Origin of the sequence: Pseudorhizobium tarimense (assembly GCF_022968135.1) — a bacterium.
Lineage (GTDB): Bacteria > Pseudomonadota > Alphaproteobacteria > Rhizobiales > Rhizobiaceae > Neorhizobium > Neorhizobium tarimense.
Genome location: NZ_JALJRA010000031.1, coordinates 1 through 22,225, shown reverse-complemented (window position 1 = coordinate 22,225; position 22,225 = coordinate 1). Strand labels below are relative to the sequence as shown.

Sequence of the window (22,225 nt, the reverse complement as noted above, 5' to 3'; positions counted from 1 at the left end):
AAATTCCGTCAGAGCTTGGCGAGCGACTGCGCCAGGTCGGCGATGATGTCTGCCTCGTCCTCGATGCCAATCGACAAGCGAACGACATCTGGCCCTGCACCGGCAGCCACCTGCTGCTCCTCGGAGAGCTGCCGATGGGTGGTGGAGGCCGGATGGATGACAAGCGAGCGGGTGTCCCCGATATTGGCGAGGTGGGAGAACATCTGCAGGCCCTCGACGAAGGCCTTGCCTGCCTCGTAGCCGCCCTTCAGTCCGAAGGTGAACACGGCCCCTGCCCCTTTCGGCGAGTAGCGCTGCTGCAGGGCGTGGTTCGGGTCGTCTTCCAGGCCCGAATAGCTGACCCAGGCGACCTTTTCTTGATCCTTCAGCCATTTCGCCACTGCCAGCGCATTGTCGCAATGACGCTGCATACGAAGCGGCAAGGTTTCGATGCCTGTCTGGATCATGAAGGCGTTGAAGGGGGAAATCGCGGGCCCGAGATCGCGCAGGCCGAGAACCCGGCAGGCAATCGCGAAGGCGATGTTGCCGAAGGTCTTGTGCAGCTCGACACCGGCATATTCGGGCCGCGGCTCGGAAAGCATGGGATATTTGCCCGATGCGGACCAGTCGAAGGTACCGCCATCGACGATCATGCCGCCCATGGAATTGCCGTGACCGCCGAGGAACTTGGTCAGCGAATGGACAACGATATCGGCACCGTGCTCCAGCGGCCGCAGCAGATAGGGGCTTGCCATGGTGTTGTCGACGATCAGCGGCAGGCCGTGACGCTGGGAGACCTCGGCGATCGCGGCGATGTCCACGAAGGTACCGCCGGGATTGGCCAGACTCTCGATGAAGATGCCCTTGGTGCGTTCGTCGATCTGGCTCTCGAAGCTTGCGGGATCCGCCGGATCTGCCCAGCGGACTTCCCAGCCGAAATTCTTGAAGGCATGGCCAAACTGGTTGATCGAGCCGCCATAAAGCTTTCGGGCAGCAACGAAATTGTCGCCCGGCTGCATGATCGTGTGGAAGATCAGCATCTGCGCTGCATGGCCGGAAGCGACCGCAAGTGCGGCCGTGCCGCCTTCAAGTGCTGCTACCCGCTCTTCGAGTACCGCCTGCGTCGGGTTCATGATGCGGGTGTAGATATTGCCGAACTGCTGCAGGCCGAAGAGCGCAGCGGCATGATCGGCATTTTCGAAGACGAAGGATGTCGTCTGATAGATTGGTGTTGCGCGCGCCCCGGTCGTCGGGTCGGGCTGTGCCCCCGCGTGAACGGCAAGCGTTGCAAAACCCGGATTGTGTGTCGGCATCTCTTCCTCCCTCATTTCAAGATCCATTACCGCCAACAAAGCCCTTCGGTTGATCCCGATCAAGGAATTTCATTCCGACCCTGCTAGCGCTTTGGGATTAACGGAAGGAGTTGGCCATGGATAGCTTCGCCCACCATCAATCGCCGTCGCTTGCCTCGCGGCTGCTGCGATGGTTTTCCGATGTCTGGGTGTCGGCGACCGAGACGGATGTCATCGGCCAGCTGGACGACCGCACGCTCCAGGAACTGGCGTGCGACTGCAGTGCTTCGGCCGATCAGCTGAAGCAGCTGACCAATGCCGGCCCTCATGCCGCAGACGAGATGGTCGCCCTGATGCTGGCGATCAACATCGATCCGGCCGAGGTGGCACGTCTCTATCCGCAGCGATTCCGCGACATGCAGGTCAATTGTTCGCTCTGCGGGTCGAAGGAGCGCTGCCGCCGGGATCTGTATGAGCAGGTCATTGCTCGGGAGTATGTCCGCTACTGCTGCAATGCAAATCACCTGACGGCGCTGCAGAAGGACGCGCCGCTGCTGATGGCCTGAGAAGCCAGGCCTTCAGCAAAGCACACACTTTCGATCAACCCACCAGACGCGGATACTCGATCGCCGGGCAGCGGTCCATGACGACCTTCATGCCGGCCGCTTCAGCCTTGGTGGCCGCCTTGTCGTCGCGGACGCTCAACTGCCCCCAGACGACTTTCGGCGGTGTCGGTAAGGCCGCCGCCTCGTCCACGATCGCATCGAGGTATTCCGGCGCTCGAAACACATCGACCATGTCGACCGGCTGCGGCACATCCGACAATGTCGCATAAACCGTCTGGCCATGGATCTGCTTGCCGGCCTGTCCCGGATTGACTGGAAATACCTCATATCCCTTTGAGAGCAGGAAGCGCATGACGCCATTGCTCGGCCGATCCGGGTTCGGCGAAGCCCCTAAGAGCGCGATCGTCTTCGTCTCATGCAGGATGGCAGCAATATAGTCGTCGTTGTAGCGGTCGTGGTTCATCGTGTTCTCCCGGCAACAAATGCTTGTCCTTAGATCTAGTGATCACACTGGAATTGCACAGGCACCGCAGCGAACTTTGACAGGAAAGGCGCGATGGCTTCTTCTGAGAGAAGGAGAAGCACCCTGCTCTTCCGTATGAGGGAACAGATGCAGCCAATCATGAGCGCCGGGGAGATCCATGGTTTCCTAGACAAGGAATTTCCGCAGGTCCATGCCGATGGGAAAGTACTCACCGTTCTGGAAGTCGCCTCCGGTCGCCTCACGATGCGCTTTGATCCGGCGGAGCGGCACCTGCGGCCGGGCGACACGATTTCCGGTCCGGCCATGGTGATGCTGGCCGATGTGGCCGCCTATGCGGTCATCCTCGCGCATATCGGACCAGTCGCGCTGGCGGTGACCACCAGCCTCAACATCAATTTCCTGCGCAAGCCCAAACTTGTGCCACTCGTGTGTGACTGCCGCATCCTGAAGCTCGGCAAGCGGCTTGCCGTTATCGACGCTGTCGTGACGCAGGAGGGCCAGCCCGGACCGGTCGCTCAGGCAACCGCCACCTATTCGATTCCGCCCCGCACATGAGGTATCATGTGACCACATGTGCAAACTATTGATTTGATTGATTGTTTTTCTAGATCGTCTAAAAGCGGTCGCTTGACGTCGCCAACCTCCGCCGGTATAAGCCGCCACAGATTGCGGATCCTCGTGGCCCGCATTCTTTTTTGGCGCCCAAGCGTCAAGCCAAGCAACAAGAAACGCCCCTGCTTCGGAGCTTTCCGGAGGCTCGGGTCCAGATGAAGAAAGCACGAACATGTCAACCTTCGTTCAGAAGCCTGCCGAGGTGGAGAAGAAGTGGGTGATCATCGACGCGGAAGGTCTCGTCGTCGGTCGCCTCGCCACCATTGTTGCCAACCGCCTGCGCGGCAAGCACAAGGCCACCTACACGCCGCACGTTGATGATGGCGACAACGTCATCGTCATCAATGCCGAAAAGGTCGCGCTGACCGGCAAGAAGTACTGGGACAAGAAGTACTACTGGCACACCGGTTATCCGGGCGGCATCAAGGAGCGCACCGCGCGCGCCATCATCGAAGGCCGCTTCCCGGAGCGCGTCGTTGAGAAGGCTGTCGAGCGCATGATCCCGCGCGGCCCGCTCGGCCGTCGCCAGATGAAGAACCTGCGCGTCTATGCCGGCGCGAACCATCCCCATGAAGCCCAGCAGCCGGTCGCACTCGACGTGGCATCGCTGAACAAGAAGAACGTAAGGAGCGCCTGATAATGGCCGATCTCTCCTCTCTGAAGGATCTCGCTCCGGCGGCCGAAAACCAGGCTCCGGTCCACGTCCGCAAGGTCGACAACCTTGGCCGCTCCTATGCGACGGGCAAGCGTAAGAACGCTGTTGCCCGCGTCTGGGTCAAGGCTGGCTCCGGCAAGATCATCGTCAACGGCAAGGAAATGTCCACCTATTTCGCCCGTCCGGTTCTGCAGATGGTCCTGCAGCAGCCTGTTGTCGCAGCTGCCCGTACCGGCCAGTTCGACATCATCGCAACCGTTACCGGCGGCGGCCTTTCCGGCCAGGCCGGTGCCGTTCGCCACGGCATCTCCAAGGCGATGACCTACTTCGAGCCGGGCCTGCGCTCGGTCCTCAAGAAGGGTGGCTTCCTGACCCGCGACAGCCGCGTTGTCGAGCGTAAGAAGTACGGTAAGGCCAAGGCTCGCCGGTCCTTCCAGTTCTCCAAGCGCTAATCGCTTCAGGCAGAACGATCGAACAAGGCGGGGCTTCGGCTCCGCCTTTTTCTTTGGCGGTTCGATCTTCTAGAATGGGGCCAAAGCCGTTTCGCTGCACAACAGGACGAAAATCAGCATGCCGGGCAAGACCATCGACCACGCCTTTACCGCAACGAGCCTCACATCGGCTTCGACCGATCCGACATTTGCCGGCGCGCTCTCCTTCATGCGCCGCCGGTTCAGCAAGGATGTGAGCGGCGCCGATACCGTGGTCTGGGGCATCCCCTTCGATGCCGCCACTTCTAACCGGCCCGGCGCCCGCTTTGGCCCCCAGGCCATCCGTCGCGCATCGGCGATCTTCGACAATGATCCGCAATATCCGTTCGGCCGCGATCTCTTCGCCGCAATGCCGACCGTCGACTACGGCGACTGCCTGCTCGACTATGGCAATCATGAGGAAACACCGACCACGATCGAGCGTGAAGCGGCGAGCTTGATTTCTAACGGGGCCTTCCTTCTCACGCTCGGCGGCGATCACTTCATCACCTGGCCGCTTTTGAAGGCGCATGTGTCTAAGCACGGGCCGCTGGCGCTGGTGCAGTTTGATGCTCACCAGGACACCTGGTTCGACGACAACCGTCGCATCGATCACGGTTCCTTCGTCGCCCGCGCAGCGCGGGACGGCCTGATCGACACCGCACGGTCGATCCAGATCGGCATCCGGACCCATGCGCCGGAAGATTGCGGCATCCGCATTCTTTATGGCTACGAAGTGGAGGAGATGACGGCGGACCAGATCGCTCAAACGATCCTCAGCCATACGCAAGGCGCGCCATCCTACCTCACCTTCGACATCGACTGCCTCGATCCGGCCTTCGCGCCCGGCACCGGCACACCCGTTTCCGGCGGCCCCTCGAGCGCCAAGATCCTCTCGGTCCTGCGCAAGCTGCAGGGTCTCGACATTCGCGGCGCCGACGTGGTCGAGGTGGCACCGGCCTACGACCATGCCGATGTCACCGCCATTGCCGGAGCCACGGTCGCAATGTATATGCTCGGGCTGCGCGCAGAACGCCTCGCAGCGGAAAGCTGATGGCAGAGGCGTCTGAGAAATCGATTCCGCAGAAGCGTGGAAGTCACTGAGAAAACAGGATTTGACCATGGCGAAGATCTTCATCGACGGTGAACACGGCACAACCGGCCTGCAGATCCGCAGCCGTCTTGCCGAACGTCGTGATGTGGAACTCTTGTCGATCCCTGAGGCTGAGCGTCGCAATGCGGCGATGCGCGAGGATCTGTTGAACAGCGCCGACATCGCCATCCTGTGCCTGCCGGACGACGCGTCACGGGAAGCCGTCTCGATGCTCTCCGGCAACAACCGTGTGCGCATCATCGACACTTCGACTGCCTATCGCGTCGATCCGAACTGGGCCTATGGCTTTGCCGAGATGGACAAGGCGCAGGCGCAGAAGATCCGCTCGGCCCGCTTCGTCGCTAATCCCGGCTGCTACCCCACCGGTGCAATCGCTCTCATCCGCCCTCTTAGAGCGGCTGGCATTGTGCCCGACGATTATCCCGTCACCGTCAACGCCGTTTCCGGCTATACGGGCGGCGGCAAGCAGATGATCGCCCAGATGGAAGACCCGGGCCGCGACGACGCGATCAAGGCCAACCATTTCCTCTACGGCCTATCGCTGAAGCATAAACACGTGCCGGAGATGACGGTGCACGGCCTGCTTGACCGCGCTCCCCTCTTCTCTCCCTCCGTTGGCCGGTTCCCGCAGGGCATGATCGTGCAGGTGCCGCTCTTCCTGCAGAACCTGAAGAACGGCTTTACGCGGGAAAGCATCCACAAGTCGCTCGTTGCCCACTACGCGGGCCAGGACGTCGTCGAGGTGGTCGGGCTTGAGGAGGCAAACAGCCTCGCTCGCGTCGATGCCGAGGAACTGGCGGGCAAGGACACGATGAAGCTCTTCGTCTTCGGCAGCACCGGCGGCGAGCACGTCAATCTTGTCGCAGTCCTTGACAATCTCGGCAAAGGCGCCTCGGGCGCTGCCGTCCAGAACATGGACCTGATGCTGAGCGCCTAGTGAAGGAGCCTCTGACAGGCATCCCTGAAGCCCTCGCGGTCAGCTGGGGCATCAAGGGGGTGGAACCGGTCGCCGATACCCGGACAAGCCTAGTCCACCGTGTCTGGCTCGGTGATGGCTCTTCTGCGATCGTCAAGCGGTTGAAGCCCGCCGGACTGCATGAGCTTTCGGGCATCGATTTTCTGGATTGGCGCGATGGCGAGGGTTGCGTGAGGCTTCTTGCCCGCCAGCACAGTATCTGCTTGCTAGAGGATGTGGGCAGCGTAACGCTCACAAGCTATCGGCGACTTCATGGTGAAGAGGCTAGCAACCGGGTCATCGTCTCCATCGTCGAGAAGCTGCATTCGCCCTCCCCGTTAAGTCCACCTGGCAGCCTTTTGCCACTAAGACGGCATTTCCGAGCCCTTCTGGAACATCCGCCGGTCGCAGACGAGCAGCTCTCGCATACGCTTGCGTTCTGCGCCTCCTTGGCCGAGGAATTGCTGGCCGCGCAGATTGATGCTCGCCCATTGCATGGCGACCTTCATCACGACAACATAATATCGGGCGCAACGGCGGGCTGGCTTGCCATCGATCCCCAAGGCCTTGTCGGTGACCCGGCCTACGATGTCGCCAACATCTTCGGCAATCCAAACGGCGCTTTCACAGACATCGTTGATCCCCGTCGGATTTCAAACCTCGTGGACCTGTTTGCCGCGACACTCGGCTGCAGCCGGAGAAAGGTCCTTCGTCACGCGATCGCCCATGCAGGCCTGTCGATCTGCTGGTCTCTTGAGGATGACGACGGAATTTCTCCGGGTTCCGACGCTGCCGAGCGCTTCGAATTTATCAAGGTTGCGCTGCCGATGGAGGAGGAGCTGGACGTCAGCTCCTGACTTCCACCGCGACCTCCGGCCGATACTCGCCGACGAAACCGCGCCAGTGGGCGATCGCAAAGCCGAGGACGATCAGCGCCATCCCCTGATGCATGAGCGCGGTATGCAGGTGCACCTGCGAGAGAAGCGTCAGGACGCCGATCATGGCCTGAAGGCAGACGAGACCGAAGAGGACGACGGATCTACGCGCATGGGTGGTGCGCGGCGCAAGCCGCAGCGAGACGATCATGTGGAAGAGTGTGACCGCCAGCAGAACATAGGCGCCCGTGCGGTGGACGAACTGCACCGTCTTCGGGTTCTCGAAGAGATTGATCCACCACGGCTCCTGCACAAAAAGGCCTCCCGGCACCAGGGATCCATCCATCAGCGGCCAGGTGTTATAGGACAGGCCAGCATCAAGCCCCGCCACCAGTGCGCCGAGATAGATCTGGAACAGCACCAGGAAGGCGATCCCTGCCGCGGCCCAGGACGACTTTTCTGTCGGCGGCGGATCGTTGGTGTGGGATGACAGACCGCGCAGGATCCACACACAGGCTGAAAAGATCAGGCAGGCAATCGTCAAGTGTATGGCAAGGCGGTACTGCGAGACGCTCGTCAGCTTGCTCAGGCCGGAGGATACCATCCACCAGCCGACAAAGCCCTGAAAGCCGCCTAGCGCTAGGAGACCGACGAGCGGCCGGCGAATGCGCGGCTCGATCTTGCCCGTGACCCAGAAGAACAGCAGCGGCAGGGCAAAGACGATGCCGATGGCGCGGGCAAGGAAGCGGTGTATCCATTCCCACCAGAAGATCGACTGAAACTCCTCAAGCGTCATGCCCTTGTTGATCTGCTGGTATTGCGGGATACGCTTGTAGAGATCGAACTCCTCCTGCCACTCCTCAACGGACAAGGGCGGGATGACGCCATGGATCGGCTTCCATTCGGTGATCGACAGGCCTGAGTCGGTGAGGCGCGTTGCGCCGCCCACCAGCACCAGACAGAACAGCGTAAAGATGACGAAGCCGAGCCATATGCGCACCGCCTTGCGGTCACGCTCGCGCCGGCGCGTATGGCTTATGATTTCCGCTGCTGTTACATCGGCCACTGACATCACTGCTCCCGGGGTTTCTGCAGGCGCAGCAAGACGCCAATCATCTAAGCGTTGATTTGCCTTAAGCACCCGTGCAAAACAAGCCCCAGCGCTTTGCGGCATGCCGTCGCGGCCTTTGCCCAGCAGTTCGGAGAGACGCCAATGCCGCCACGGGTGCGCAGCTTCATAGGGACCATCCTGATCATCTTCCTGGTGATCATCTATGCGCTGCTGGCGACGACGATCGCAACGCTGACGCTCGCCACCTATCCATGGTGGGTGCATCTGATCTACTTCCTGTTCTCCGGTCTTTTATGGATTTTGCCCGCAATGCTGATCATCAAGTGGATGGCGGGACCGAAACGCCAAGACTGACCGCTGCTTTGCGAGCGATTAACCACGCCGGCTAAAGTTCACAGCGCTCATGTGACGCGTAAACTTGTCGGCCACGCCGATGGCCTATCTTCCGCCTCATCAGCTTTGGAAGAAACGATGACCGTTGCAACCGCTCGCCCTGATTTCGACTTTGAGGATGCGCCATCCGCACCGCTCATCCTCGCGTCCCTCGCGTTCGACGTGGTGACCACCCCCTCACTGATCGAGGCGGAATGGCGTTCACTGGAAATCCTGCCCCGAAACTCGTTGAACCAGGGTTTCGACTGGGCAAGCACCTGGTGGTCGGCACAGAACCTCTCGCCGCTAATCCTAAGGGGCCAGATGGGCGGGCGCACCGTGATGCTGTTGCCTCTCGAAGTTGTGCCAAGCTACGGTTTGAAAACGGCACGCTTCCCGGGTGAACGCTTCAACAATATCAATACCGGCCTCTTCAGCGCCGATTTTCCGGTTCTGAGCGGCGATGACCTGTCCGCATTTCGCGACGCCATCATTGAATGCCTTGCGCCGTTTGCCGATACACTCGTGCTGGACACCATGCCCGAGGTCTGGAACGAGGCACGAAATCCGTTTGCGGATTTTGCGACACGGCAAAACCCCAACCCTTCCTTTCAGCTTCCGCTCCACCCGAGCATGGAAGAAACGATTGCGCAGCTGAACGCGAAGACCCGCCGCAAGCGCTATCGCAGTCAGTGCCGGCGTCTGGAGGCCATTGGCGGCTTCTCCCACGACTGTCCTGACACTGCTCAAGGGCAACACGCTCTGCTTGACCTTTTCTTCCGCCAGAAGGCGGAGCGGTTCGCCGGCTTCGGCTTGCCCGATGTCTTCCAGCCGCCAGAGATCCAGCTCTTCTTTCATGACCTGATCGACCGTTCGATCGGCGTGCGCGACTATCCGTTGCGGATGCACGCGCTTCGGCTTCACGGCGAAAACGAAGGCAGTATCGTCGCCCTCGGCGGCCTGTCGCGCAAGGGGGGTCACGTGCTTTGCCAGTTCGCCTCGATCGACGACAAGCTCTGCCCCGATGCAAGCCCCGGAGAGCTGCTGTTCTGGCTGATGATCGAAGAAGTCTGTCAGGAAGACGCAACGGTCTTCGACTTCGGCGTCGGCGATCAGCGCTACAAGCACAGCTGGTGCCCTGTCACCACGGTGACACAGGACCTCGTCCTACCGCTCACCGCGAAGGGCCGGCTGGCAATGCCGATCCTTGACGCCCTGGCGCAGCTTCGGGTCACGGTGAAGCGCAACCCGAAGATCTATGCCTCCATCCAAAAGGCCCGTGCGTTGCTGCGGCGGTGACCGTCAAGCGGCACGCCTGCGCGAGGCGACGCCGCCGGACATGATGAGCAGGTTCTTGTAACCGGCGTCCGCCAACTGCTTGGCCAGCGTACCGATCTCGTCGTCCTCGCCGCCGGGCACCGAAAGCACGATTTCGCTTTTCGGTTGTGCTCCCAATCGGGCGAGGCCCTCTACCTCCGCTGCACCGCATTCAACCAGCACCAGATCATACGCGTCGACGAGTGCGTCGATGATGATCCGCAACCGGTCTGCAGCGCGCATTGCGCTTTCTGCATCCGCATTGCCGCGCGGGATGATGTGAGCTTCGGACAGGCGATCGGAATGGATCGCGTCGCCGAAGGCCGTCTCGCCGGCAAGCAGATCGGTAATGCCAGGCAGCTCCATGTCATAGGCCATCAGCCGGGTTGGGCAACCGGATCCGGTAAGATCGAGCAGGATCACGTTCTTGTCACGCTCGGCCACCTCACGGGCCAGCATCACGGTTGCGGTCGAGCCGGTGTCGCCGCTCGGTGAAAACACGAAGGCACACGGGACACCATGCCGAAGCAGGGTATTGGCGACCCCTTCCGTGGTGAAGGCCTCGTCCTTCGGTAAGGATGCCGACAAGGCCAGCTGTTCTTCAGCCTTGAGGAACGCGGCCGTTGCTGCGGCGTCGACGGGATCGACTGGACGCGGCATCGCCGGAGCGGGTTTGGAAGCTTGATGCGGCACCAACTCTTCTGCCGTGTTCACGGGTACGCCGACGGGCCTCAACGCGCGTCCGGAAAAGAGCGCTGCGACCATAATGGCGATGGCGCTGAGGATCAGGCTCGCCAGTGCTGCTATGACGACGATCGGCACCACCTTCGGGAAATAGGGTTCGGACGGTTCATAGGCGCTGGAGATAATGCGTGCATCCGCCGGCGCGGCGTTCGGATCGGCCCGTGACGCGGCCTCGCGATAGCGCGCGAGATAGGTTTCGAGAAGCTGGCGCTGGGCTGTGGCTTCCCGCTCGAGGGCGCGCAGCCCCACCTCCTCGCCGCCGGCCTTGGCTGATGCCGCCTTCAGCTCGTTCAGCTGCTGCATCAGCTGACGTTCGCGAATGCGCGAAACTTCGGCTTCGCTGTCGAGGCTGCCTAAGATCTTGCGCGTCTCGTTCGATATCTGCTGACGGATGCCGGCAAGCTGTGCCCGCAGTCCCTTCAGGCGCGGATGGTTGTCGAGCAGAACGATGGACTGCTCCGCCACTTGCGCCTGCACGTTCGCTTCCGTCTCGCGCAGACGCTGGATGACCTGGGATCCGACGACCTCGGCGAGCATGTCGGAGTCGCGGCCGGCCTCGATTGCGGACCGCACGTTCTCCGCCCTCGCCTCAGCATTGGCGCGCTCTGCGCGTACCCGGGCAAGTTCGGTCGAGATGTTGTTGAGCTGCTGTGCCGTGAAGCTGCTGCTATCGGTGGTCTGGAAGAGGCCGGCCGAAGCGCGATACTCCGCAACCTTCGCTTCCGCCTGCCGGACCTTCTCGGTCAGGCTCGCGATCTCCGGCTCCAGCCACTTGGTGACTTCGGAATTGGTATCGAGCTTCGCGCCGCTCTGCAGCTTCAGATAAACCTCGGCCATCCGGTTCGGCACCGAGGCGGCAAGCTTGGGGTCTTCGGACGAAAACTCGACGGCGATAACGCGGGAGTTCTCAACAGCATAGACCTGGAGCTTCTCACGGAACTCCTTGATCACCCGGTCCTCAGGGGCGAGATCCAGCGGGTCCTGCTTCAAGCCGAGAAGCACGAGCGGGTTCGGCAGGAGGGACTGTGCTTGCGGGCTGAACTCCTCCGTCTCCTCAAGCTTGAGGTCGCTGACGACCTGCCGGATGAGATCTGCAGAGCGCAACAGCTCGGCTTGGCTCGTGATGTTGAGCGAATCGAGCACGGGATCGTTGGCGGCGGCGGGTGCTGGAGCGCCAGAAAGGTTCGGCGACCGGGATTCAATCAGGATGCGGGTCTCACCCTTGTAGAGCGGCGTCATCATGGTGGTCGCCGCCAAGGCTGCGCCGGCCGCTAAGAGGACGATCCCGCCAACGGTCCTGCGCCGTTCCCAGACGGCCGACGCCAAGCGCCCCAGATCGATGTCCACGTCCTGATTGCTGCCAATTGCGCCCGACATCACATGCTCCGACTTGAAGAAATCGCGGCAAGTGTAAAGAGCTATGGTAATCCAAGCGTTAATGGCGGAGCGGCAAAGAAGCGCCCGTAAGACGCCCGCATGATCGCCTTTACCCGCCATTAACCCTAACAGAGGGATAACTAGCGCCATCTGATGCACCGCCGGAGCCCGCCGCGAAATGTCCGTCGCCCGCCGACCACGATCGACCATTCTTGTTCTTGCCTTGCTGGCGCTGAGCGCTTCCGGCTGCTCCACCTATCAGCCGGCGCCTCGGTCTTTTGCTCAAGCGGCCGTCCAGCCGTATCGGCTCGATAGCGGCGACCGGTTGAGGATTACGGTCTTCGAGCAACCTGGCCTCACCAATACCTATTCGGTCGACCAGGCCGGCTACATCGCCTTCCCGCTGATCGGACAGGTCGCCGCACGCGGCCAGACACTTCCAGCGCTGGAAGGTGCGATCGCTTCGCAGCTGAAGCGCGGCTATCTTCGCGATCCAGACGTCACCATCGAGATCGATCGTTACAGGCCAGTTTTCGTCATGGGCGAGGTCGGTCGACCGGGCCAGTATTCTTATGTTCCCGGCATGACGGCACAAAACGCGATCGCCATTGCCGGCGGGTTTACGCCGCGGGGCAATCAGCGCGACGTGGACGTCACCCGCAAGATCAACGGTCGCGTGATGACGGGCCGCACCCCGGTATCGAGCTCGGTCCTTGCCGGCGACACCATCTACGTGCGCGAACGGCTGTTCTGATCGCCATGGCCGACGCCGCAAAGCTGCGCATCCTTCACTGCTTCAGGTCGCCCGTCGGAGGGATCTTCCGCCATGTGCGCGATCTGGTCGAGGAGCATCGTGCGGCAGGCCATGAGGTCGGCATTCTCTGCGACAGCTCCACCGGCGGTGCTTATGAGGATCGGCTGTTTGACGGCATTCGACCGTATCTTTCGCTCGGGCTGACCCGCATTCCGATGCGACGTTCCATTGCACCATCGGATCTTTCTGCACTTCGAAGAAGTTACAAACACATAAAGAGCCTGCAGCCGGACATTCTGCACGGACACGGCGCCAAAGGCGGCGTGCTGACGCGTCTGATCGGCACGGCTCTTCGGGCAAACAGGTCTCGCGTAGCCCGACTTTACTCGCCGCACGGCGGCAGCCTCCATTTCGACCGTTCAAGCGCATCCGGCCAAGCCGTGTTGCGCATCGAGAGGTTCCAGGAACGCTTCACGGACTCGCTCGTCTTCGTCTGCGACTACGAGCGCCGCACCTATGAAGCCAAGGTCGGAAAGCCGACGATCCGGTCGCAGGTGATCCTGAACGGAGTGAAATGGTCGGAATTTAAACCCATTTCGACCACCGATGATGCCGCCGACTTCCTCTATATCGGCATGTTGCGTGACCTGAAGGGGCCGGACGTCTTCATCGATGCCTTCGCCCGCACCGAGCGCGCACTTGGGCGCCCCCTCTCAGCGTTGATGGTCGGCGATGGGCCTGATCATGACCGCTACGAGACGATGATCAACGAGCGGGGTCTAGGGCGCCGCATCCGCATGATGCCTGCCATGCCGGCGCGTGAAGCGTTCGCCACGGCGCGCATCGTAGTCGTGCCCTCCAGGGCCGAAGCCATGCCTTACATCGTCATCGAGGCGCTGGCGGCGCAAAAGCCGGTAATTGCGTCTCGAGTGGGCGGCATTCCGGAAATCCTCGGCGCAAATAGCGAGGCTCTAGCGACCCCAGGTGATGCACAAGACCTTTCGCAGATCATGGCAACGGCTGCCACCGATCCTGGCTGGCAGGAACGGGTCATGCCGAAGCCTGACGACTTCCGCTCCGTCTTTTCAAGTTCGGTGATGGCTCAGAGCATGCTCATGCTTTACCGGAGCCTGCTTGAAAACCCGCCCCTAAAGGTTTCTTAGCAGTTTGCTGCTAGTCCGTTCAGATCACAGGAACCGAGCGCGGCTTCAGACAAGCCTGGCGCAAGAGGACCAGAGGGATGAACGACGCGGGTATGAAAAGCCAGTTTGACGTCGACGCCCTGCGCCGCAAGGTGTCGGACCAGTCGGCAATTGAAGCGCCGCAGGACGGTCAGTCCGTCCTCAACCCGTTTGCTCTGCAGATCGCCAATCAATTTCGGGCGGAAAACACCTCGCCGTCGCTTTTGATCGGGCAGATCCGCCTGCTTGAATTCCTGTCGATCGTCGCCCTGAACCTGCTGGCGGCCGTTACGCTTATGCCGGGAAACGGTGCCGGTCTTCTCGTTCACCTCGCGATTGCGGTGATCGGTGCGGTGACGACGGTTCTCGCGCTCCAGGTTGCCGATGGCTACCAGATCCCGATGCTGCGCATTGCATCACGCAGCAGGCGCCGCCTCGTTGTCGCATGGGCCATCGGCTTTGCGGCTTCGGCAGCAGCTCTCTATTTCGTTGAGGAGCAGGCCCTTTCCGTCCTCGCCTATACTTTCTGGTTTTCCGGTGCATGCTTGTTTCTGCTTGGCGAGCGCCAGCTGATCTCTTCCGGCATCCGGCACTGGGCCCGCAACGGCACGATGGAACGGCGCGCCGTCATCATCGGTGGCGGCGAGCCTGCCAAGCAGTTGGTGCGGGCGCTCGAGCAGCAGCCGGACAATGACATCCGCATCTGCGGCATCTTCGATGACCGAGGTTCGGGACGTTCTCCGCCTGTCGTCGCCGGCTATCCCAAGCTCGGCACATTCGCCGAACTCGTGGAATTTGCCCGCCTGGCGCGCGTTGACATGCTGATTATCGCGCTTCCGGCGTCTGCCGAAGAGCGGATTCTGCAGCTCTTGCGCAAGCTTTGGGTACTGCCGGTCGACATCCGCCTTGCCGCACACGCCAACCACCTGCGTTTTCGGCCGCGCTCCTATTCGCATGTCGGCGCCGTGCCGATGTTCGATATCTTCGACAAGCCGCTGCGCGACTGGGATTCGGTTGCCAAGCGCAGCTTCGACATCGTCTTCTCGCTCATGTCGCTGGCCGTTATCTGGCCGGTGATGGTTGCGGCAGCGATTGCGGTGAAAACCACCTCTAAGGGGCCAGTCTTCTTTGTTCAGAAGCGTCATGGCTTCAACAACGAGGTAATCGACGTCCTGAAATTCCGCTCGATGTATACCGAGCTTGCCGATCCGACAGCCAAGAAGGCGGTGACGAAGAACGACCCGCGCGTAACACCGGTTGGCCGTTTCCTGCGCAAGTCGTCGATCGACGAGCTGCCGCAGTTGTTCAACGTGCTGAGCGGCAGTCTTTCGCTGGTCGGCCCGCGGCCGCACTCAATCCACGCGCAGACCGGCGACCGGCGCTATGTCGACGTGGTGGAGAGCTATTTCGCCCGCCACCGGGTCAAGCCGGGCGTCACGGGCTGGGCGCAGATCAACGGGTTGCGTGGCGAGCTCGACAGCGACGAGAAGATCCGTATGCGTACAGCCTATGACCTCCAGTACATTGAAAACTGGTCGCTGCTCTTCGACCTGAAGATCCTGTTCCTCACGCCGATCCGGCTGCTGAACGTGGAAAACGCCTATTGACTGTCGCCGTGCACGATCAAAGGCCGTTTGAGCCGAAGCTTGCGGCCGTCACCTTGCTTGGCTCGGGAATGATTGCGCTTGGCGTCTTCCTGTCTGGCTTCGTGATGTCGGAGCCTGCGCCTTACGAGCTGATCATGGCCGTCCAGATCGCTGTCTGGTTCCTGCTGGGGCTCACCTTGTCGCGAACCACCGGCCTGCTCCTGGCCATGCTTCTTGTCTTCAACGTCGGCGGGCTCCTGGCGATCACTGTGATGAAGGACATGTCAGAGGGCCCGATGTATGCGGCCGTGTCGATCTTTCTCGCCTTGAGCTCCGTCTTCTACGCCGCCGTGATCGAGAACCGCCACCAGCGCCTGACGCTGATCTTCAAGGCCTGGGTGGCTGCCGCAATCATCACCGCGCTTCTTGGCATTCTCGGCTATTTCCACGCCTTTCCAGGGGCTGGTGCCTTTACCCGCTATGACCGTGCGATGGGCGCCTTCCAGGACCCGAACGTTTTCGGCCCCTATCTGGTCGCGCCGATCCTCTACCTGATGCACCGGCTGTTGACGGACAGGCTCATCAAATCGCCGCTGCCCATCGCCGGCCTCTTGGTCCTGGTGCTTGGCGTTTTTCTTTCCTTCTCTCGTGCCGCCTGGGGGCTGCTTGCCTTCAGCGGCCTGATGCTGATCGTGGTGATGCTGCTGAAGGAGCGTACTGCGGCCTTCCGCATGAAGATCCTGGTGCTCTCGATCACCGCCCTCGTGCTAATGGCGATCGCGCTTGCCATCGCACTGCAGTCGGAGCAGGTCTCAAATCTCTTCACCACGCGCGCGAAGCTCGTCCAGGATTACGACGGCGCCCATATGGGTCGCTTCCAGCGCCACAAGATCGGTTTTCTCCTGTCGATGGAGCGTCCGCTGGGCATCGGGCCGATGCAGCTCGGCCACATGTTCGGCGAAGACGAGCACAACATCTGGCTGAAGTCGCTCACCACCTATGGCTGGCTTGGCTTTGCCACCTATCTGATCATGATCGGCTGGACGCTGGCCGCCGGCTTCCGCTATCTCCTGCGCGAGCGGCCTTGGCAGCCTTTCCTCATGATCGGCTGGATCGTCATCCTTGGCCATTGCCTGATTGGCAACGTCATCGACACCGATCACTGGCGCCACTTCTACCTGCTGCTCGGTATTGTCTGGGGCTGCATTGGGCTTGAGCAGCGCCACCAGCGCCAGCTGCGGCTCGCCCAGCACGCCTGAGCAAGCTTGACTTCACGAAGCTCTACGCCAGATCTTCTCCTCATGCTTACGGGAACACAATTGCGCGCCGGGCGCGCCATCATCGGCCTTTCGATCGAAGATCTTGCGGAACTGACCGGCCTTTCCATCAACGACATCGTCCAGGCGGAAGGCGGCACGGCCGTCGACGCTCATGTTGCGGAGCGTCTTCGCCTGGCACTTGAGCCGAAGGGCGTCGTTTTCCTGGCGGCAGGCGAAGACAATCCGGGGGCTGGCCCCGGTGTGAGGCTACGCGGCCAGGGAGGCGACGAGGGGATCCGACCGGAGGATTTGAGCTCGGCGAACGACGGCTGACACGGCGCGATCAAAAATCATCATCTTCTTCTGGAACTTCTTCGCTTATCCGGCGTTCTGCTAAAATATCGCGTAGCTGGGGGTCCAAGTATGAGCGAGCGCATCGACGTCGAGCAGTTAGAAGAAAATGGTCTTCGCAAGGTCTGGAGTGTCAGCGAATTCGCCAAGCGCTATCGTCTGGAGCGTGATGAGGAGACCCGGTTGCTGAAGCTTCTTGGTGCGTTTGCCACCGAGCAGGAACTGCTGATGAACGCATCGCGAGCGCCGCGCTTCCGCTGATCGAAAGCAACTTAACTGACCGACGGCTGCCTCCTCGGCGGCCGTTTTGCGTTGTGGCGACAGTCATAGAAAACCCTCATGACCGCGCCAAGCAACAGGAACCACTTCTTCAACTGCGCGTTCACGGGCATCCACAATCAGCGCGACCGTTGGGGTCGCCAACGGAGGATAAGATGCTGAAACTTATTGCCAAAGCTGGCCTTGCCGTCGCGCTTGCCAGCGCCACCGTCGGTGCAACCGCATCGGTTGCATCAGCTCAGGATCTGGAGTTGCGGATCGGACCGGATGGTGTACGTCCGGTTATCCGCGACCGGGAGGCTGAGCGTTACCGCGAGCGCGATCGCCGGCGCGACGAGTGCAGTCCGCGCGAGGCGCTGTCGATTGCCCGCAGCGAGGGCTTCCGCCGGGCGGAAGTCACCCGCGTGACCCGTCGTAGCGTGACGGTCGAAGGCATGACGCGCCGCGGCCCCGACCGTATCGTGTTTGCCAATGTGCGCGGCTGCCCGGAAATCTGACGCACCGCCGCAACATGCCACTGCAAAGCCTCGCCGGTGGCGGGGCTTGTTCATGCCTGCTCTGCTCGAGCGGGCGCGGTTTCTGCCTCATCGCCTGGCAGTGAGACGTCTTCGTCGAGCGTTTCGCGGATCCAGAGCTTCTTGACCGTGACGAACACGACCACGAGGAGCGGCATGGCGAACACCGCCCCCAAGGGGCCGAGCAACAGAGCAAAGCCGACGACGGCGAAGATCGTCAGGGCCGGCGGCACTTTCACCATCCTCTGTTGGATCATCGGCGTGATCAGGTTGCCCTCGATCTGCTGGATCAGGACATAAAGCCCGATCACCCAGAGCGCCGTGGCTGGGCTTTCGGCAAACCCGGTAAGGATCGCCGGTATAGCCCCGAGGATTGGCCCCAGGATCGGAATGAACTCGAAAAGGGCCGCGATCAGGCCAAGCGCCAGGGCTGACGGAACGCCGAGAAGCCAAAGACCCGCAGCGGAAAGCGCGCCGACCAGCAGCATTCCTAAGAGCTGACCGAGAAGCCAGAGGCGGAGGGAAGCTCCGACCACTTCGAGTGTATCGCGTGCTTCCTGTCGATTTGAGCGCGGGAAGAGCAGAAGCAGGCCGCGCCGATATATGCCGGGATCTGCGGCGAGATAGATGCCGGCGACGAAGACGATGACGAGATCGCTGACGATCCCCAGTGCGGTCGATGAGATCCCGGCAAAGTTGGAAAGAAAAGAGGCCTGCGACACCGCCTCCTCGATCTCGCGCATCAGTGTGTCTTGCGGATTATCAATGCCGAAGCGACCGGCAATCATCTGCACGAGGTCCGGAAGGCGCTCGATTAGCTCAGAAAACTGCGTCTGGATCTGAGAGCCAAGAAGCATGCCAAAGCCGATAACGGCGGCGATGATGACAATCGTCGAAGCGATCAGCGATGGGGTCGTCGGCAATGGCGTATGACGGGAAAAGGCGTCGGCCAAAGCGCGGATCAGCATGCCAAACAGGACGGCACCAAAGGCCAGCAGCAAGAGGTGGGTCAGGTTCCAGATGAGGAAGGCTGCGGCAACTACGCCCAGAGCCAGGAGCAGCAGTCGAAAGAAGAAACTCCAGTGGATTAGGCCGCCATCCAACGCGATCTGTTTCTTGCCTTCGGACATCCCGTGGTTCTCACAATCATCGGAGCTAGTCGCGGTTCGGACGCCAGACGTTGTGGTCGGCGTCCAAACGGGAAAAGAGAAGACATGCCTCAATCGCGCGGCATGTTGTCCTTCCATTCGCGGCCATAGGTAGGGCTTGGCGTACCGGAGGTGTGCGATTTGCTGCTGCGCATGTTGTCGACATGGCTGTGCTTCTCATCGCGTTCGCCGCCCCCACCGGAAACCCGGCTGACCGGCGGATTGGTCGGCGCTCCATCCGGGCGCGGATCCTGCTTTTCGGGGATCGGCTTGGTGCGGTCCTCATGGCTTGCGCCAGGACCGCCCCAGCGGACGGTGTTGGGATGTTTCTCTGGCATGTGATCGCTCCGCTGATGATTTGCGTTTCAGGCTCAAGAGGCTCCGGCACCGCTTGTTCGGCGCATGGGGCTATGATCACAACCCCTTGCGCCCGCAAAAGTTTCGCACGCTGGCAATGAGCCTCGCCTGCCGCATCTCCACCACCTGGAAAAGCCGACGTGTTCGGTGGAACTACATCATGCTTCGCGTGTTGCGTCTTCTTCCGCTGCACATCCGCGCCATCCAGGGGGAGCTCATGTCGAAGAACGAGACGATACATTATGATGGTCCGGCAGGCGGCTGGGGTTCGGCCAAAGGGATCGCAAGGATCTTTGCCAAGGAGCTGAGCTCGCCGACGGTGGCCGAGACGCTGCGCCGGCAAAACAAGCCCGGCGGCTTCATGTGCGTTTCCTGTGCCTGGACCAAGCCTGCCAATTATCATCCGCTCGAATTTTGTGAAAACGGTGCGAAGGCGACCCTTTGGGAGCTGACGACGCGTCGCTGCACTCCCGACTTTTTCGCGAGGCATACGGTCACGGAGCTACGCGGTTGGAAGGACCATGACCTTGAACAGGAAGGCCGCCTCACCCATCCGATGCGCTATGACCGGGAAAGCGACCATTATGTGCCCTGTTCCTGGGAGGAAGCCTTCTCTGCAATCGGGCAGGAGCTGAAGGCGCTCGACCCGAAGTCGGTGGTCTTCTACACGTCCGGCCGGGCAAGCCTTGAGACGTCCTATCTTTATGCGCTCTTCGCGCGGCTCTACGGCCATAACAACCTGCCGGACAGCTCCAACATGTGCCACGAGACGACGTCGGTCGGTCTGAAGAAGGTGATCGGCGCGTCCGTCGGTACATCCGTCTTTGAGGATTTTTCCACTTGCAATGCGATCTTCTTCTTCGGTCAGAATACCGGCTCCAACAGCCCCCGTTTCCTGCATCCGCTGCAAGAGGCCGTCAAACGCGGCTGCAAGATCGTCACCTTCAATCCCGTTCGCGAAAAGGGACTGGAGACGATGATCAATCCGCAGAGCCCAACCGAGATGCTGACCGGCAAGGAGACGCAGATCTCGTGTCAGTATCATCAGGTGAAGACGGGCGGTGATATCGCTGCCGTCATGGGCATGTGCAAGCACGTATTTGCCAAGGACGACGAGGCCAAGCAGCAGGGTCGCAAGGTGATCGATCGCGACTTTATCGAGCAGCATACGAACGGCTTCGAGGCGTTTGAGCAGAAGGTCCGCACCACCGGTTGGGAAGAAATCGAGCGGGAGTCCGGGCTTGATCGGGCAGCCTTAGAAGCTGCTGGGCAGGTCTATGTGGATGCCGAACGAGTGATCGGCATTTACGGCATGGGGCTGACGCAGCAGGTCGGCGGCTTCGACAGCATTGCCATGCTGGTCAATATGCTTCTGCTGAAGGGCAATATCGGGCGAGACGGCACGGGTATATCCCCCGTCCGCGGCCACTCTAACGTCCAGGGGCAGCGAACGGTCGGGATTTCAGAGAAGCCAAACCTGGTTCCGCTCGACAAGTTGGCTGAGATGTTCGACTTCGACCCACCGCGCGAAGAGGGTGTGAATACGGTCGGAGCTTGTGAGGGGATCTTGGACGGCAGCATCCGTGGCTTCGTCAGCCTTGGCGGCAATTTCGTGCGCGCCATTCCCGACCATGACGTCATGGAAGACGCCTGGGCGAAGATGCGCCTGACCGTGCAGATCGCCACCAAGCTCAATCGCAGCCATCTGATCAACGGGGAAATCGCTTATCTCCTTCCCTGCCTTGGTCGCAGCGAGGAAGACATACAGCAAGCGGGGCCGCAGACGGTTTCGATGGAAGACAGCCTGAGCTGCATCCATGGCTCCGTTGGCAAGCACAAGCCCGCCAGCGAACACCTTCTTTCCGAGCTTGCGATCGTCGCCGGTCTGGCCAAGGCCACGCTTCCTCCCAATCCGAAGGTGAAGTGGGACGAATGGCAGGGCGACTATGGCAAAGTTCGCGATCTGATCGAGGAGACCTATCCGGACAAGTTCCACGACTTCAACAAGCGCCTGTTCACGCCTGGCGGCTTCTACAGAGGCAACAGCGCACGCGAGCGCATCTGGAAGACCGAAAGCGGCAAGGCCGAGTTCACGGTGCCCGAGGCACTGTCTGCGGCAGGCTTCGAAGATCGGGAAGGCCGCTACCGCCTGATGACGCTGCGCAGCAACGACCAGTTCAACACCACGATCTACGGCTACAGCGACCGCTTGAGAGGCATCGAGGGGACACGCGACGTCCTCTTGATCAACCCCAAGGAAATGGAAAAGCTTGGCCTGGAGGAAGGCCAGGTCGTCGGTTTGCAGACGGATATCGACGACGGTCGGGAACGCAAGGTGGGTGGACTGAAGGTCCTGCCCTTCCAGCTGCCTGATGGTTGCGTCGCCGGCTACTACCCCGAGCTCAACCCGCTGGTTCCCCTTACCCATCACGAGAAGCTGTCACAGACACCGGCAGCAAAGGCAGTTCCGGTCAGGATCATAACCTAAAGGAGCTTCCCGTGTCTTCCGACCTCTTCCACATCGGGAAACGGCGAGAGCCTCTCGAGTCCCGAGGGGAGAAGGTCGTACGTTCGGGAGACCGCCGCTGCACCGTCTGCGCCGAGAGATGGGACAAGCTTGGCGCAGTGCCGCCATCTCTCCCCAAGGGGCCGCTTCTGAGCCCAGCCTCGGCGATTTAGCCTGCCACGCGCAGACCCACTACTGCACTACCGGAGGCGGATAACATCTGCCGATCGAGTACAGGTAGTTGGTAATCTGCGCCTTCAGATGATCACGCTCGCCATAGGTCTCGGAAATCCGCATCAGCTCCGGCTCGACAGCCTCATAGACGTCTTCCGGCAGATCGGCGTCGGCAATGACGTAGAAATCGGCCACCGCCCGGATGTCGCAGCCGGTCGCCACGATATCGCT

General features: G+C 61.1%; 24 protein-coding genes. 17 read left to right on the top strand and 7 right to left on the bottom strand.

Annotated elements, in window-relative coordinates; all coding sequences use genetic code 11:
* Positions 1 to 8: 8 nt before the first annotated feature.
* Positions 9 to 1,292, bottom strand: coding sequence for an O-acetylhomoserine aminocarboxypropyltransferase (locus MUU54_RS23470; protein WP_247246366.1), 1,284 nt, complete (start codon positions 1,290 to 1,292; stop codon positions 9 to 11).
* Between the two features lie 116 nt (positions 1,293 to 1,408).
* Here MUU54_RS23470 and MUU54_RS23465 point away from each other — a divergent pair, with 116 nt between their 5' ends.
* On the top strand, positions 1,409 to 1,837 hold the full coding sequence (locus MUU54_RS23465; RefSeq protein ID WP_247246365.1) for a hypothetical protein: 429 nt from the start codon (positions 1,409 to 1,411) through the stop codon (positions 1,835 to 1,837).
* A 34-nt stretch (positions 1,838 to 1,871) separates the two neighbouring features.
* Here MUU54_RS23465 and MUU54_RS23460 read toward each other — a convergent pair whose 3' ends face one another.
* Positions 1,872 to 2,300 carry a CoA-binding protein gene (locus MUU54_RS23460; RefSeq protein WP_247246364.1) on the bottom strand — a complete coding sequence of 143 codons (429 nt, stop codon included), beginning with the start codon at positions 2,298 to 2,300 and terminating at the stop codon, positions 1,872 to 1,874.
* A 147-nt stretch (positions 2,301 to 2,447) separates the two neighbouring features.
* On the opposite strand from MUU54_RS23460, the gene MUU54_RS23455 reads away from it, so the two are divergent.
* The 6 genes from MUU54_RS23455 to MUU54_RS23430 all read left to right on the top strand — a co-directional run bounded on the left by MUU54_RS23455 (position 2,448) and on the right by MUU54_RS23430 (position 6,984).
* Complete coding sequence (locus MUU54_RS23455; protein WP_247246363.1) at positions 2,448 to 2,876, top strand: PaaI family thioesterase; 429 nt, start codon at positions 2,448 to 2,450, stop codon at positions 2,874 to 2,876.
* A gap of 229 nt (positions 2,877 to 3,105) precedes the next feature.
* Complete coding sequence (rplM, locus tag MUU54_RS23450) at positions 3,106 to 3,570, top strand: 50S ribosomal protein L13 (protein ID WP_247246362.1); 465 nt, start codon at positions 3,106 to 3,108, stop codon at positions 3,568 to 3,570.
* A 2-nt stretch (positions 3,571 to 3,572) separates the two neighbouring features.
* Positions 3,573 to 4,040, top strand: coding sequence for a 30S ribosomal protein S9 (rpsI, locus tag MUU54_RS23445; RefSeq protein WP_247246361.1), 468 nt, complete (start codon positions 3,573 to 3,575; stop codon positions 4,038 to 4,040).
* A 118-nt stretch (positions 4,041 to 4,158) separates the two neighbouring features.
* Positions 4,159 to 5,112, top strand: coding sequence for an agmatinase (speB, locus tag MUU54_RS23440; protein ID WP_247246360.1), 954 nt, complete (start codon positions 4,159 to 4,161; stop codon positions 5,110 to 5,112).
* Positions 5,113 to 5,179: 67 nt separating this feature from the next.
* On the top strand, positions 5,180 to 6,109 hold the full coding sequence (gene argC / locus MUU54_RS23435; RefSeq protein WP_247246359.1) for an N-acetyl-gamma-glutamyl-phosphate reductase: 930 nt from the start codon (positions 5,180 to 5,182) through the stop codon (positions 6,107 to 6,109).
* The gene (locus MUU54_RS23430; RefSeq protein ID WP_247246358.1) at positions 6,109 to 6,984 is read left to right on the top strand and encodes an aminoglycoside phosphotransferase family protein; all 876 of its coding nucleotides are present in this window, start codon (positions 6,109 to 6,111) and stop codon (positions 6,982 to 6,984) included. The genes argC and MUU54_RS23430 overlap by 1 nt, the downstream gene beginning before the upstream one ends.
* Here the strand turns inward: MUU54_RS23430 and MUU54_RS23425 are convergent.
* On the bottom strand, positions 6,974 to 8,074 hold the full coding sequence (locus MUU54_RS23425) for a COX15/CtaA family protein (protein WP_247246357.1): 1,101 nt from the start codon (positions 8,072 to 8,074) through the stop codon (positions 6,974 to 6,976). The genes MUU54_RS23430 and MUU54_RS23425 overlap by 11 nt on opposite strands.
* Before the next feature lie 141 nt (positions 8,075 to 8,215).
* On the opposite strand from MUU54_RS23425, the gene MUU54_RS23420 reads away from it, so the two are divergent.
* Entirely contained in the window at positions 8,216 to 8,428 is a 213-nt protein-coding gene (locus MUU54_RS23420) for a DUF2842 domain-containing protein (protein ID WP_247246356.1), read from the top strand.
* A gap of 117 nt (positions 8,429 to 8,545) precedes the next feature.
* Positions 8,546 to 9,745 carry a GNAT family N-acetyltransferase gene (locus MUU54_RS23415; protein WP_247246355.1) on the top strand — a complete coding sequence of 400 codons (1,200 nt, stop codon included), beginning with the start codon at positions 8,546 to 8,548 and terminating at the stop codon, positions 9,743 to 9,745.
* 3 nt (positions 9,746 to 9,748) lie between these two features.
* On the opposite strand, the gene MUU54_RS23410 is transcribed toward MUU54_RS23415, so the two are convergent.
* Complete coding sequence (locus MUU54_RS23410) at positions 9,749 to 11,884, bottom strand: GumC family protein (RefSeq protein WP_247246354.1); 2,136 nt, start codon at positions 11,882 to 11,884, stop codon at positions 9,749 to 9,751.
* A 178-nt stretch (positions 11,885 to 12,062) separates the two neighbouring features.
* On the opposite strand from MUU54_RS23410, the gene MUU54_RS23405 reads away from it, so the two are divergent.
* The 7 genes from MUU54_RS23405 to MUU54_RS23375 all read left to right on the top strand — a co-directional run bounded on the left by MUU54_RS23405 (position 12,063) and on the right by MUU54_RS23375 (position 17,791).
* Positions 12,063 to 12,638, top strand: a complete 576-nt coding sequence (locus MUU54_RS23405; protein ID WP_247246353.1) for a polysaccharide biosynthesis/export family protein — start codon at positions 12,063 to 12,065, stop codon at positions 12,636 to 12,638.
* A gap of 5 nt (positions 12,639 to 12,643) precedes the next feature.
* On the top strand, positions 12,644 to 13,801 hold the full coding sequence (locus tag MUU54_RS23400; protein ID WP_247246352.1) for a glycosyltransferase family 4 protein: 1,158 nt from the start codon (positions 12,644 to 12,646) through the stop codon (positions 13,799 to 13,801).
* A 77-nt stretch (positions 13,802 to 13,878) separates the two neighbouring features.
* The gene (locus MUU54_RS23395) at positions 13,879 to 15,426 is read left to right on the top strand and encodes an undecaprenyl-phosphate glucose phosphotransferase (RefSeq protein WP_247246351.1); all 1,548 of its coding nucleotides are present in this window, start codon (positions 13,879 to 13,881) and stop codon (positions 15,424 to 15,426) included.
* Positions 15,423 to 16,664, top strand: a complete 1,242-nt coding sequence (locus tag MUU54_RS23390; protein ID WP_247246350.1) for an O-antigen ligase family protein — start codon at positions 15,423 to 15,425, stop codon at positions 16,662 to 16,664. Before MUU54_RS23395 ends, MUU54_RS23390 begins: the two co-directional genes overlap by 4 nt.
* Before the next feature lie 42 nt (positions 16,665 to 16,706).
* Positions 16,707 to 16,997 (top strand): helix-turn-helix domain-containing protein, encoded by a 291-nt coding sequence (locus MUU54_RS23385; protein WP_247246349.1) that lies wholly within the window; start codon positions 16,707 to 16,709, stop codon positions 16,995 to 16,997.
* 90 nt (positions 16,998 to 17,087) lie between these two features.
* Positions 17,088 to 17,276, top strand: a complete 189-nt coding sequence (locus MUU54_RS23380) for a hypothetical protein (RefSeq protein ID WP_247246348.1) — start codon at positions 17,088 to 17,090, stop codon at positions 17,274 to 17,276.
* Between the two features lie 173 nt (positions 17,277 to 17,449).
* A complete protein-coding gene (locus tag MUU54_RS23375) occupies positions 17,450 to 17,791 on the top strand; it encodes a hypothetical protein (RefSeq protein WP_247246347.1) in 342 nt (113 codons plus the stop codon).
* 50 nt (positions 17,792 to 17,841) lie between these two features.
* Here MUU54_RS23375 and MUU54_RS23370 read toward each other — a convergent pair whose 3' ends face one another.
* Positions 17,842 to 18,939 carry an AI-2E family transporter gene (locus tag MUU54_RS23370; RefSeq protein WP_247246346.1) on the bottom strand — a complete coding sequence of 366 codons (1,098 nt, stop codon included), beginning with the start codon at positions 18,937 to 18,939 and terminating at the stop codon, positions 17,842 to 17,844.
* 89 nt (positions 18,940 to 19,028) lie between these two features.
* Positions 19,029 to 19,295 (bottom strand): hypothetical protein, encoded by a 267-nt coding sequence (locus MUU54_RS23365; RefSeq protein ID WP_239999178.1) that lies wholly within the window; start codon positions 19,293 to 19,295, stop codon positions 19,029 to 19,031.
* Between the two features lie 236 nt (positions 19,296 to 19,531).
* On the opposite strand from MUU54_RS23365, the gene MUU54_RS23360 reads away from it, so the two are divergent.
* Positions 19,532 to 21,802 (top strand): FdhF/YdeP family oxidoreductase, encoded by a 2,271-nt coding sequence (locus MUU54_RS23360; RefSeq protein ID WP_247246373.1) that lies wholly within the window; start codon positions 19,532 to 19,534, stop codon positions 21,800 to 21,802.
* 210 nt (positions 21,803 to 22,012) lie between these two features.
* Here the strand turns inward: MUU54_RS23360 and MUU54_RS23355 are convergent.
* A partial coding sequence (locus MUU54_RS23355) for a Y4lK-related protein (RefSeq protein ID WP_247246345.1) occupies positions 22,013 to 22,225 on the bottom strand: 213 nt, incomplete at its 5' end.